Below are 13,075 nucleotides of genomic sequence, written 5' to 3' on the forward strand. Positions count from 1 at the left end.
GCTAACGTTAAACCGTCGGATAGTTCAGGTAGCTCTCAAATATTCAGAAGAGGGGACACAAACATGGCGTACCCAGGTTTCTCCAAGGCGCGTGCGATTGCCGGCGCCGCGGCACTGTTGTTTTCGGTTTCTGTGGTCGTTTCGAACGCCGTAGCGGCGGAGGCCAGGACGATCACGGTCTGGGATCAGCAGACCAATGCGTCGTCGAGCAAGATCATTCGCGACGCTTCGGACCGGTTCGAAAAATCGGTGCCGGGTTACAAGGTCGAGAATTCGCACGTCCTGAACGAGGCCTACAAGACGAAGCTGAAGGTTGCATTCGGTGCCAACCAGCCGCCGTGCGTGTTCGAGAACTGGGGCGGCGGCGGCCTGCACGAATACGTGAAATCAGGCCAGATCGTCGATCTCACGCCGTACCTCAGCAAGGATCCGGCGTATCGCAACCGCTTCATGCAGTCGTCGTGGAATGTCACGACGTTCGACGGCAAGACCTACGGTGTGGCTGCCGAAAACGCAGCGGCCGCGGTGATCTTCTACAACAAGGAAGTTTTCAAAAAGTACGGCATCACGCCGCCGAAGACGTGGGATGAACTGATGCACGTCGTCGACGTGCTCAAGCAGCACAACGTGGCAGCGTTCTCGCTTGCGAACAAGAACAAATGGACCGGTTCGATGTACTACATGTACCTCGTCGACCGTATCGGCGGTCCGCAGGTCGTGAGCGACGCGATCGCAGGCAAGGGCAAGGGCTTCGAAGATCCGGCGTTCATCGAAGCCGGCAAGCGCATTCAGGAACTCGTGAAGGCTGGCGCGTTCGCGCCGGGCATCAACGGTCTCGATTACGACTCGGGCGCGTCGCGCCGTCTGCTGTACTCGGGCAAGGCTGCAATGGAGCTGATGGGCGCCTGGGAGGCTTCGACGATCGCCAACGAAAATCCGGGCTTCTCGAAGGATCTCGACTTCTTCCCGTTCCCGAGCGTGCCGGGTGGCAAGGGCGACCCGCGCGACCTGATCGGCACGGTGGGCGATGGCTTCCTGAGCATCTCGGCCGAGTGCAAGACGCCGGACGCCGCGTTCAAACTGATCCAGGCACTCACCGACGACCAGGCCATGCAGGCACGCGCTTCGGATGACCATAAGCTTCCGCCGGTCAACAACGTCAAGATCGCCGATCCGTTCACGCAGCGTCTGCAGCAAATGCTCGCCGCCGCTCCGAGCGTGCAGCTCTGGTACGACCAGGCGCTGCCGCCGGCGCTCGGCGAACTGCACAAGGACACGACGCAGGCGCTGTTCGGTCTGTCGCTGACGCCCGAAGCCGCCGCGCAGCAAATGGAAGCCGCTTCGAAGAAGGGCGGTTAATCTCCAGTCCTAAGGAAATGTCAGGGCGGCGCCGCGAGGTGCCGCCCGGCATAAAAGCTCGTGAATATCGCACTTTCCGCTACACCCGAACGCCGGCTGAAGCTTTCATCGCAAACGCTCGTGACGGTCGTGTTCCTTGCGCCTGCGCTGCTGCTGCTGGCCATATTTCTGCTCTATCCGCTCGTCTCCAGCCTGCGGCTGTCGCTGCTCGACTGGAATGGCCTCGGCAACACCGCGCGCTATACCGGGCTCGCGAACTGGGCGCGGCTCGCCCACGACACGGTGTTCTGGCAATCGCTCAAGAACAACGTGATTCTTGCCGTCGCCTCGATCGTCATCCAGCTTCCTGTCGCGCTCGCGCTCGCCGTGCTGCTCGAAAAGGCCGGCCGTGGATCGCGCGTGCTCAAGGTGCTTTATTTCCTGCCGCTGCTCATGTCGAGCGTGGCCATCGGCGTACTGTTCAAGCAAATCTACGATCCCAATTTCGGTCCGCTCAACGTCGCGCTGCAGGCATTCGGGCTCGATGGCATCGCGAAGGACTGGCTGGGCGACCCGCATTTTTCGCTGGGTGCGACCATTGCCGTGATCATCTGGCAGAATGCGCCTTTCTACATGATCCTGTTCCTCGCGGGGCTCTCGTCGATGCCGGCCGAAGTCAACGAGGCGGCGCTGCTCGACGGCGCTTCGGAGTGGACCATTTTCTGGCGCATCAAGCTGCCGCATCTGCAAGGCACGGTGCGCACCGCGGTGATCCTTTCCGTGCTCGGTTCGCTGCGTTACTTCGATCTCGTCTTCGTCATGACCGGAGGCGGCCCCGAGGGTTCGTCCGAGGTGATGGCCACCTACATGTATCGCACGGTGTTCAGTTCGTTCCAGCTCGGCTACGGCAGCACCATCGGCTCGGCGATGTTCCTGATCGTCATCACGGTCGCGGCGGTGTCGATGTATTTCACCCGTCGTTATGCAACCGAGGTCTGAACCATGAACAAGAAATTCCGCTTCCCGCGCGTGGGCATTCCGCTCCTGGCACTGATCTGGCTGGCTGTCACGACGGTCCCGTTCATCTTCATGGTCGTATCGAGCTTCAAGAGCCAGGAAGAGACCTTCGCGTCGTCCGTGTGGGCCCCGCCGAGCCATCTCTATTGGGGCAATTACGCGGCGGTGCTGCAAGGGCCGTTTTTCACGTATTTCCGTAACAGCGTGTTCACGGTGGGCGTGTCGGTGGCGCTCATCGTCATCATCAGCGCGATGGCGGCTTATGTGTTTGCGCGCATGCGCTTCACGCTGAACAAGACGCTCTTCGGCCTCGTGATTGCCGGCATGATCGTGCCGCTGCATGCGACCCTCGTGCCGATTTACCTGCTCACGCGCAACCTCGGTCTTTACGACACGCCGTTCGCGCTGCTCGGACCTTATGTGGCGCTCAGCCTGCCGGTGTCGATCTTCATCCTGACCGAGTTCATGCGCCAGATTCCGCGCGAGCTGGAAGAAGCCGCGCAACTCGACGGCTGCAGCCCGTTCCGCATTTTCTGGCGGATCTTCTTCCCGCTTTCGGGACCGGGGCTCGCCACGGTGGCGATCTTCAACGGCATCGGTCTCTGGAACGAGTTCATCTTTGCGTACATGCTCACGTCGACCTCCGAGCACCGCACGCTGCCGCTCGCGATCTGGGATTTCATGGGGCAATACGCGTCGAACATACCCTCGATGCTGTCCGTTCTCGTACTCACGTCGTTGCCGCTGATCGTTGCCTACGCGTTCGGTCAGGAGCGCGTGATCAAGGGGATGATGGCCGGCTCCCTCAAGGGCTGATCCGCATCGCACACCGCCTCGAATCGTGCGGGCCGAAGTGTCATCGATTGGCCAGCACACCGAACTTTGCATAAAACGATATGGCAAGCATCTCCCTCAATAACGTACAGAAGGCCTACGCGAGTGGCAACGCGGTGATCCGCGACGCCAACCTCGAGGTCGGCAAGAACGAGTTCTGCGTGTTCCTCGGGCCATCGGGCTGCGGCAAGTCCACGCTGCTGCGCATGATCGCCGGTCTCGAATCGATCACCGACGGCGAGCTGCGCATCGACGGTGAACGGATGAACGAGGTCGAACCCGCGAAACGCAAGGTTGCGATGGTGTTCCAGAACTACGCGCTCTATCCGCATATGAGCGTGTACGAGAACATGGCGTTCGGTCTGCGTCAGGCGAAAGTCGACAAGGCCGTCATCGACAAGAAGGTGCGCAGCGCCGCTGCCGCCCTGCAACTCGATATCTATCTTGAACGCCGCCCCGCAGCGCTCTCCGGCGGCCAGCGCCAGCGCGTCGCGATCGGGCGCGCGATCGTGCGCGAGCCGGGTGTCTTCCTGTTCGACGAGCCGCTGTCGAATCTCGACGCCGCGCTGCGCGTACAGACCCGTACCGAAATCGCGCGTCTGCATCGCGAGTTCAGCGAGGCGAGCGCCGTGTATGTGACGCACGATCAGGTCGAAGCGATGGCACTGGCCGACCGCATCGTGCTCCTGCAGGCCGGCGCTCATATGGAGAAGCATGGCAGCATCGCCCAGGTCGGGGCACCGCTCGATCTGTATCACCATCCCAGGAGCCGGTTCGTCGCGGGCTTCATCGGCTCGCCGAAGATGAACTTCTTCGCAGGCACGGTGACGGGCGGCGACGACGGCGGCGTGGTCATCGACCTGGCAAGTGGCGAGCGCGTGCGTGCGCGCGTGGACGGCTCGCGTGCGCGCGCCGGCATGAAGGTGACGCTCGGTGTGCGTCCCGAGCATCTGCGCGTGGCCGTGGATGCACGAAACGAGCAGACGCTGGCGTGCCGCGTGAAGCTCGTCGAGCACATGGGCGAGCACAGCTATATCCATGCGACGCAGAAGGGCGCGGGCGCGGCGACAGTGATCGCAAAAGTGCCTGGTGACAGTGCGTTGACACACGACGAACTCGTCAACCTTTCCCTGCCGCCCGAGGCGTGCCACGTTTTCGACGACCACGATATGGCGCTGCGCCGCCTCATTTAAGTCCAGCGCGGCTTTCGCCGCGCGGCCAGGCAACGCCTGGTTCGAGAAGCACTACTAAATAGACGGCGATCAACCAATGCCGTCTCCTGCAATTCCAGGGAGTGAATCGATGTCGCTTGAACACACCACTGAGGTTCCGCTTTATCGCCGGTCCGATGCGCCGACCGGGCAGCGCGTTGCCGACCTGCTCGCACGCATGACGCTGGACGAGAAAATAGCGCAGCTTCATGCCGCGTGGTTGAGACTGTCGGCCGACGGCAAGCACATGGCTCGCAGCATCGATTTTGCGAGCAGTGCGGACGAGCTGACCGTCGACGAAATCCTGCAGCACGGTCTTGGACAGATCACGCGTCCGCTCGGAACCCATACGGTCGAACCGAAAGAGGGCGTGCGCGCGCTCAACGAACTGCAGCGCAAGATGGTCGAGGACACGCGCCTGGGTATTCCGGTCATGTCGCACGAGGAATGCCTCGTGGGCCTGATGATCAAGGACGCCACGCTGTTCCCGTCGCCGCTGAATTACGCGGCGACGTGGAATCCCGGCCTCGTGGGCGAAGTGGGGCAGATCATCGGCGAGCAGGCGCGCTCCATCGGTTGCCACCAGGGGCTCGCTCCGGTGCTCGACGTGTCGCGCGATCCGCGTTGGGGCCGCACCGAGGAAACGCTCGGCGAAGATCCCTATCTGGTCGGCGTGCTTGCTTGCCACTACGTCAATGGTCTGCAAGGCGAGCGGCGCGATATCCTTGCCACGCTCAAGCACTTCGTGGGCCATTCGGCGAGCGAAGGCGCACGCAATCATGCGCCCGTGCATGTGGGACCGCGCGAACTCAGCGACGTATTTCTGCTGCCCTTCGAAATGGCGGTCAAGCTCGCGAAAGCGGGCTCGATCATGCCGGCCTACCACGACATCGACGGCGTGCCCTGCCATGCCGATCGCACGCTGCTGCACGACACGTTGCGGGAAAAGTGGGGCTTTGAAGGTCTCGTCGTGGCGGACTACGCCGCGGTCGACCTGCTCTACAGCCACCATGCGGTGGCGCGCGACAGCGCTTCGGCGGCGGCGCTCGCGTTCAATTCCGGACTCGACGTCGAGCTTCCCGGACACGAGTGCGCGATCCATCTGAAAGAGGCACTCGATCGCGGTGAAATTACTCAAGCGACCATCGATACCGCCGTTTCGCGCGTGCTGCGCACGAAATTCCGTCTGGGACTGTTCGAGAACCCGTACGTCGACCCGGAACGCGTCGATGTGAAGAGCGCAACGGCGGGCGACACCGCCTATGAAGTCGCGCTCCAATCGGCCGTTTTGCTGCGCAACGAAGGCGGTGTGCTGCCGTTGAAGGCCAACGGCGCGGAGAAAATCGCGGTGATCGGTCCCACGGCCGACGATCCGCTTGCGCTGCTCGCCGGCTACAGCTTCCCGGTGCACCTCATCAACTCGGGCGAGCAATCTGTCGCCACTATGGCCACGCCGTTGGGCGCGCTGCGCGCGCTGCTGGGCGAGGAGCGCGTGCTTCACGCGAAGGGCTGCGACATCATCAAGGAGCGCCGTGCAGGCGCGCCCGTTTTCCCGGGCGACGTCTCGCTCGACCTGAGCACCTTCACGAACCGCGATGAGCTGATCAGCAAGGATACCGAAGGAATTGCGGCTGCCGTGGATGCGGCGCGCGAGGCAGGCGTAGCAGTGGTATTCGTGGGCGATCTCGCAGGACTGTTCCAGTCCGGCACGGTAGGCGAAGGTTCCGATACGGACAGCCTCGAGCTGCCTGGCGTGCAGCTGCAGTTGCTCAACGCCGTGGTCGAGAGCGGCACGCCAACCGTCGTGGTGATGACGGGCGGCCGCCCGTACAACCTCGGCGGTCTCGAAGATCGCATCGCCGGACAGGTCATGGCCTTCGCACCGGGCGAGCGCGGTGCCGAGGCGCTGGCCGACCTGCTTGTCGGTCGCGCTAATTTCAGCGGGCGGCTGCCGCTATCGGTGCCGAAAAGCGCGGGGGCCGTGCCGTACGTGTACAACCATCGCCTCAAGAGTGCGGGCACGCCGGTTGCCTATCACTTCGGTTCGCGCTACCCGTTCGGTTTCGGTCTTGCCTACACGCAGTTCCGTTACAGCGAGCTTGCGGTTGCACAGCGCGAGATCCCGATCGAAGACGGCACCGTCGAACTGAGCTTCACCGTCGAGAACGTGGGCGAGCGCGAGGGCACGGAAGTCGTGCAGATCTATGTGCGCGACCGGCACGCGTCGTCGGCCCGGCCCGTGCGTGAGCTGAAGGCGTTCGCCCGCGTACCGCTCGCGGCTGGCGCGAGCGCGCGCGTGCGCGTGGAGCTGCCCGTCGACATGCTCAATTTCACCGACGGGCGTGGTGAGCGCATCGTCGAGCCGGGCGACTTCGATCTGATGGTCGGCAGTTCGAGCCGCGACATCGCGCTCAACGGCACCGTAACGGTGATGGGCGATGCCGTGCGAACGTTGCCGCGCGACTGGCGCATGCTGAGCGCCGTCGAGGTCGTGTCGTAAGTGCTGGACAAGCAACAGGTCAGCGTGCCTTCATGGCTCGCCGCCCTGTTTGGGCTTTGAAAAGTCATAACTGGAATATGTGATGTCGTACGCAATCTATCCGAGCCTGGCGGACAAAACCGTCGTAATCACCGGTGGCGGCAGCGGTATTGGCGCCGCGATCGTCGAGGCATTTGCGCAACAAGGCGCGCGCGTGTTCTTCCTCGACGTTGCCGAGCAGGATTCGCTCGCACTTCAGGAAACGCTTCGCAATGCGAAGTATCCACCTCAGTTCCGGCGATGCGATCTGCGCAGTGTGGAGGCGATCGATGGCACGTTCACGTCGATCGTCGATGCCGTGGGTCCAATCGACGTGCTCGTGAACAACGCCGGCAACGATGACCGCCACGAAATCGGCGAACTGACGGCGAGCTACTGGGACGAGCGCATCGCCGTGAACCTGCGTCACCAGTTCTTCTGCGCGCAAGCCGCTGCGAAAGGCATGCGCGAAGCGGGACGCGGCGTGATCCTCAACTTCGGCTCGGTGTCCTGGCACGTCGCGTTGCCGAGCCTGCCGATCTATTTGACTGCGAAGGCCGGCATCGAAGGGCTCACGCGCGGTCTTGCGCGCGATCTGGGCCGCGCCGGCATCCGCGTGAACTGCATCATCCCCGGCGCGGTGAAGACGTCGCGGCAGATGAACCTGTGGCAAACGGCCGAGAGCGAGGCGAAGGTCGTCGCGGGGCAATGCCTGCAACTGCGCATCGAGCCGGAGCACGTCGCGCGCATGGCGCTGTTTCTCGCGTCCGACGATGCCGCGCGCTGCTCCGGTCGCGATTATTTCGTCGATGCAGGATGGTACGGAGAATGAACGTGCGTGTACCCGTGTGCGTATGGCCGGTCGGCGCGGAACTCGCGGAAGGGCCGCTGTGGCAGGCCGAGGAAAACGCGGTCTATTTCGTCGATATCAAGGGCCGCCAGATTCATCGCCTCGTGGTCACGACTGGACAGCGCACGACATGGTATGCGCCCGACCAGCCCGGCTTCATCGCGCCGCTCGGGGATCGGGTTTTCGTGTGCGGCCTGCCTGACGGGCTGTATCGTTTCGATGCCGTGGGCGGGCAGTTCGACAAGCTGATGGACATCGAGTCGCATCTGCCCGGCAACCGCCTCAACGACGGTTTCGTCGATGCGCGCGGCCGCCTGTGGTTTGGCTCGATGGACGACGCCGAAGAAGCGCCGAGCGGCACGCTCTATCGTGTGGACCAGGACGGCACGGCGAACCCGCAGGACAGCGGCTATGTGATCACCAACGGACCGGCCATGAGTCCGGACGGCGGCACGCTCTATCACAACGACACGATGCGCCGCGTCGTGTACGCGTTCGATGTGGCAGAGGACGGTACGTTGTCGCGCAAGCGTGTCTTCGCGGCAATTTCCGGCGACGGCCACCCGGACGGGATGGCGGTCGATGCCGATGGTTACGTGTGGGTTGCGTTGTTTGGCGGCTGGAGGATCGAGCGTTACTCGCCCACGGGAGACCTTGTCAAACAGGTTGCGTTTCCTTGCGCGAACATCACGAAGCTTGCGTTTGGCGGGGACGATCTGCAGACGGTCTATGTTTCCACCGCGTGGAAGGGTCTTACGCGCGCCGAGCGGGAGAAACAGCCGCAAGCGGGCGGTCTGTTTTCCTTTCGCGCGCCGGTACCGGGGCAGGTTCAGGCGCGATGCACAGCATTCGCGCGGCGTGAAGACTAATCATCCTGGATGTAGGCGGCGCCTCTGGCGGCGCTATATCAGCAGACACCAAAGCGCCAGAAGCGGGGTCGTTCCCGACCGCATCGCATGTACGGCGTTGCGGGGATTGTGCAGCCCGCCGCCGAGGCCCGGATCGAACCAGTCCCCGTCATGTTGGCGAAACTCCCCTGCGCTCAGAAGTACATAGGCCTCTTCCGGCGGGTGCTGATGATCGGGGTACCGGGTGGCCGGCGCGAGCAATGAAAACCCGAGCTGGACGTCGTAACGGCTTTCCATCCCGCCGGGGCCGCAAATCATGCCATGCACGTGGTTCTCGACATAATCTTTGCTTCCGTACATTCCGGACGTTCGCCGTTGCCATCCAATGGCAGGTTCGAGTAGCTTGATCGTGCGAGCAGCCTCCCCGAGACCGGAGGAGTCCCCAAGAAGCGGGGCAAGAGCAGAATCGAGAAGGTCACAGGCCGGATAGCGTTCGTTGTTTCGCTTTCCGTCGTCGGATGGCTGATCGAGACGTTCGAATACCGCCACGGCCAACTGGCGGGCAGCATCGGGGAGCGCTCGCGCCCGAAAAAGATTTCGCGCGACGCGGATGAAATGCTCGAGGTTCTGGTGTCGCTGATACATGGGTGCTCCATAGCCCGGTTGTGGCATTTGTAGCAGAGCGACTGCAGGGCCGGGACGGCCTCAGTCGTTGTTCATCTGGCTTGAACGAATTGATGCCCCGTCCTGGCGCGCAAGGCGTTGCGCACCAGGACGGGGCATTTGCCTTTCGTCGTCTGAACTTTGCGCCTGGATTTGTGCGGCCGGCAAGCCATTCAGCGATTTACCAGTAATTTCCCTTACTCATCCCGACCAGGGCTTTCCCTTGGCGCAAGCGGATTTCGCCGATCCGTGAGCCGTGGCCGAACAAGCCCAATTCCCTTCATTCATTCACCCGCAAAGCCCCGCCTGGCTTGGATTCCGCGCCGCACTCGCGGATTCGCTGAACGTTTCCCTGCCCATGAAGCGTTTCCCATGCATTACCAAAGGTATGGAAAAGGGCCGAGAAAATGTAGCTGGAGCGCGCAATTTGGATTGCTACGCTGCGATCACAGCATCACCTGCCGCATCGGAATGGAATTCACCTGTGCATTGGATTCAAAGCCGGGTGAGTACCGGTGCTAGCTGAATCGCCACGCGAGAACTTCTGGTCATTGCGAAGTTCACCAGCGTCAATTTTTGATCCTGCCAGTTGGGAAGACCGAATGAGCCCAAATCTGACGTTCGCGCCGGAAGACGTGATACCTCCAGGCGCAATCCACACCGCAGCCGCGCAGTCGGTGGCCCGGCCCGTCGCCATCTCGGGAACCGACATTTTGACGGTCCGTAACCTGTCGAAGATCTTTGGCCCGAAGCCCGAGGTTGCCGCGCAACTGGTCAAGCAGGGCCTGGGGCGCGGCGAAGTATTCAAGCGCACGGGCAACATGGTGGCGGTCAACGACGTCAGCCTCAACGTCAAGGCCGGCGAGATCTTCGTCATCATGGGCCTTTCGGGTTCCGGCAAGTCGACGCTCGTGCGGCTGCTCAACCGCCTGATCGAGCCGACGTCCGGTCAGGTGGTACTCGAAGGCCGCGACATTGCACCGATGTCCACCGTCGAGTTGCGCGAAGTGCGCCGCAAGAAGATGGCGATGGTATTCCAGTCGTTCGCGCTCCTACCTAACCGCACGGTGCTCGACAATATCTCGTACGGCCTGGAAGTTGCGGGCATGAAGAAGGCCGAGCGTTACGAAATCGCCCGTGCGGCACTCGAGCGCGTCGGTCTCGGCTCGTACGAAAAGCTACTGCCCGGCGAACTCTCTGGCGGCATGCAGCAGCGGGTCGGACTTGCGCGCGCCCTGGCGGTCAATCCTGCGGTGCTGCTGATGGACGAGGCCTTCTCCGCGCTCGATCCGCTGATCCGCTTCGAAATGCAGAGTGAACTGCTGCGGCTGCAGAAGGAAGAGCAGCGAACCATCGTCTTCATTTCGCACGATATCGAAGAGGCGATCAAGATCGGCGGCCGCATCGGCATCATGAAGGACGGCTGCCTGATCCAGGTCGGCACGCCGGCCGAACTGATCCAGTCGCCGGCGGACGATTACGTGCGGGACTTCTTCCGCCACGTCGACGTCTCGCGTTTCCTCAAGGCCGAGAGCCTGCTGACCCGCGTCGAGCGCGGACTGATTGCCGGTGACGTCGGCGCGCCTGCGGAGCGTTACCTCAATCAACTGATCGATAGCGGCGCCGAGTGCGGTTACGTGTGCGATCAAGCCGGCCGCTACCAGGGCTGCGTCACGCCCGCTTCGCTGCACAAGGCGGGCGCCCAACCCCTGCGCGAAGCGTTGCTCAAGGACTTGAGCACGGTCTCGCTGGACACCGACCTGCACGAACTTTCCGCGATCGCGCTGAGCCAGCAACACGACGTGCCGGTCACGGACGCTGCGGGCAAGCTCGCGGGCGTCGTGTCGTGCCGAACGATACTCAAGCAGGTCATGGAGCGGAGGGCAGCATGAATTCGTCAGTCATCGGCAAGTTCGCAGAGAACGCCGTCAATTTCCTTTTCAATCACTTCCAGGGCGGCTTCAACGCGTTTTCCGCGGCGCTGGGTGCGGTCGTCAAGCTGCTCGAAGTCGGTCTTGGGGCGATTCCCTTCGTCGCGATGCTCGTCTTTCTCGTGGCGTTCGCGTTGTGGCGCCGCGGGATCGCCTTCGCAGTATTCGTCGGCATCGCGCTGCTGCTCATTCACTACATGGGGCTGTGGCCGCAAACGGTCTCGACGCTGGCCCTTGTCGTTGCCGCGACGGTGTTCAGCCTCGTCGTCGGCGTGCCGCTCGGCATCTGGGGTGCCCGCAACAAGCGGGTGGAAATCATCCTGCGCTCGCTGCTCGATTTCATGCAGACCATGCCCGCATTCGTCTATCTGATTCCCGCCGTGATCCTGTTCGGGTTGGGCCGAGTCCCCGCTGTGATCGCAACCGTCGTGTTCGCCATGCCGCCTGTGGTGCGGCTAACTACGCTGGGCATCCGCCAGGTTCGCGAGGAACTGCTCGAAGCGGGCCGCTCGTTCGGCAGCACGGACGCGCAGCTGCTCTGGAAAATCCAGTTGCCGAACGCGTTGCCTTCCATCATGGCCGGCGTGAACCAGACCATCATGATGTCGCTTTCGATGGTCGTGATCGCCTCGATGATCGGCGCAGGCGGCCTCGGCGAATACGTGCTGAGCGGCATCCAGCGCCTCGATATCGGCATTGGCTTCGAAGGCGGTCTCGGGGTCGTGCTGCTGGCTATCGTGCTGGACCGCCTGACGGAAACGTTCGGCGTGAAGTCGAAGAAGAGGAGAACCGTCACGAAAGCGGGCAAGGCTGGCGCCGCCGAAGCAGCGCATAGCTGAGAAACCGGACGGCCGCCCGACATCATGGGCGGGAGGTCGAACGACGGAACTGGTGATGTCAACATACCTACGGAGTACTAACATGATTAGCAATATCTTCAAATCGCTCGCGGCGAAGGTCGCGATATCGACGGTCGTCGCTCTCGGTGTCGGCACGGGGTCGGCAGCGGCGGCGGAACCGCTCAAGATGGCGGTCACCGACTGGGCCGACGTTCTCGCCACGGCCAATGTCGCCAAATACGTGCTCGAAACGAAACTGAACCAGCCGGTCAAGTTCGTCAATGCGGACATCGGCATTCAGTTCCAGGGTGTCGCGCGCGGCGACCTCGACATCATGGTGGGGGGCTGGCTGCCGGTGACGCATGCCGTGTACTACGCCAAGTACAAGAACGATCTGGATGACGTCGGCGTCATCTACACGGGCGGCAGAAATGGCTGGGCCGTGCCCGCCTATATTCCGGAGTCCGAGGTATCGTCGATTACGGACCTGAGCAAGCCGGAAGTCAAAAGCAAGCTCGACGGCACGATTCAGGGCATTGGTCCGGGCTCCGGTCTGATGCAGGCCTCCGCGAAGTCGGTGCAGGCTTACGGCCTCGACGGCTACAACCTGCAGTCGTCGAGCGAAGCCGGAATGCTGGCCGCCGTGTCCCGTGCGTATCAGACGAAGCAGTGGGTGGTCGCCACCGTCTGGAGTCCGCACTGGCTCTGGCAGAAATGGCAGATGCGCTATCTGAAAGACCCCAAGGGCACCCTGGGTGGCGAGGAACAGGTCCACGCGTTCGCGTCCAAACAGTTTGCCGGCAAGTTTCCCCGCGCCGATGTGTTCTTCAAGCATTTCAAGCTGACGCTGGCCGACGTCGAAGCCATCGAACTCGAAGGCAACGCGACGAACGACTACGCGGGCGCCGCGAAGAAGTTCGTCGATGCGCACCCTGACAAGCTGAACGCCTGGCTGCAAAAGTAGCGGGAAGGGTCGTACCGACCGGGGCAGGAATGGCCCGCTGCCCCAGGATTCTTGTCCTTTCA

Annotated in this window: 11 protein-coding genes; 10 read left to right on the forward strand and 1 reads right to left on the reverse strand. The window is 62.6% G+C overall.

What is annotated here, in order from left to right:
• The first annotated feature begins 63 nt into the window (after positions 1–63).
• From BMI01S_RS17235 to BMI01S_RS17265, 7 genes are all read left to right on the forward strand, one after another.
• A complete protein-coding gene (locus tag BMI01S_RS17235) occupies positions 64–1,359 on the forward strand; it encodes an extracellular solute-binding protein (protein WP_036045132.1) in 1,296 nt (431 codons plus the stop codon).
• Between the two features lie 60 nt (positions 1,360–1,419).
• Positions 1,420–2,337, forward strand: coding sequence for a carbohydrate ABC transporter permease (locus BMI01S_RS17240; RefSeq protein WP_028231197.1), 918 nt, complete (start codon positions 1,420–1,422; stop codon positions 2,335–2,337).
• Between the two features lie 3 nt (positions 2,338–2,340).
• Positions 2,341–3,171, forward strand: coding sequence for a carbohydrate ABC transporter permease (locus BMI01S_RS17245; RefSeq protein ID WP_028212343.1), 831 nt, complete (start codon positions 2,341–2,343; stop codon positions 3,169–3,171).
• Positions 3,172–3,251: 80 nt separating this feature from the next.
• Entirely contained in the window at positions 3,252–4,382 is a 1,131-nt protein-coding gene (locus tag BMI01S_RS17250; protein ID WP_028231198.1) for an ABC transporter ATP-binding protein, read from the forward strand.
• A gap of 109 nt (positions 4,383–4,491) precedes the next feature.
• A complete protein-coding gene (locus BMI01S_RS17255) occupies positions 4,492–6,900 on the forward strand; it encodes a glycoside hydrolase family 3 N-terminal domain-containing protein (protein WP_028231199.1) in 2,409 nt (802 codons plus the stop codon).
• 82 nt (positions 6,901–6,982) lie between these two features.
• Entirely contained in the window at positions 6,983–7,750 is a 768-nt protein-coding gene (locus tag BMI01S_RS17260; RefSeq protein WP_028231200.1) for an SDR family NAD(P)-dependent oxidoreductase, read from the forward strand.
• Positions 7,747–8,637 (forward strand): SMP-30/gluconolactonase/LRE family protein, encoded by an 891-nt coding sequence (locus BMI01S_RS17265; protein WP_028231201.1) that lies wholly within the window; start codon positions 7,747–7,749, stop codon positions 8,635–8,637. Before BMI01S_RS17260 ends, BMI01S_RS17265 begins: the two co-directional genes overlap by 4 nt.
• Positions 8,638–8,670: 33 nt before the next feature.
• Here BMI01S_RS17265 and BMI01S_RS17270 read toward each other — a convergent pair whose 3' ends face one another.
• Entirely contained in the window at positions 8,671–9,261 is a 591-nt protein-coding gene (locus BMI01S_RS17270; protein ID WP_028231202.1) for a dimethylsulfonioproprionate lyase family protein, read from the reverse strand.
• A gap of 620 nt (positions 9,262–9,881) precedes the next feature.
• Here BMI01S_RS17270 and BMI01S_RS17275 point away from each other — a divergent pair.
• From BMI01S_RS17275 to BMI01S_RS17285, 3 genes are all read left to right on the forward strand, one after another.
• Entirely contained in the window at positions 9,882–11,171 is a 1,290-nt protein-coding gene (locus BMI01S_RS17275) for a quaternary amine ABC transporter ATP-binding protein (protein WP_028231203.1), read from the forward strand.
• Entirely contained in the window at positions 11,168–12,049 is an 882-nt protein-coding gene (locus BMI01S_RS17280; protein WP_028212350.1) for an ABC transporter permease, read from the forward strand. The genes BMI01S_RS17275 and BMI01S_RS17280 overlap by 4 nt, the downstream gene beginning before the upstream one ends.
• 82 nt (positions 12,050–12,131) lie before the next feature.
• Positions 12,132–13,013: a glycine betaine ABC transporter substrate-binding protein gene (locus BMI01S_RS17285; protein WP_028231204.1), complete on the forward strand. Its 882-nt coding sequence runs from the start codon at positions 12,132–12,134 to the stop codon at positions 13,011–13,013.
• The last annotated feature ends 62 nt before the right edge of the window (positions 13,014–13,075 follow it).

It is taken from the genome of Paraburkholderia mimosarum LMG 23256 = NBRC 106338 (genome assembly GCF_000739815.1).
GTDB classification, from domain to species: Bacteria; Pseudomonadota; Gammaproteobacteria; order Burkholderiales; family Burkholderiaceae; genus Paraburkholderia; species Paraburkholderia mimosarum.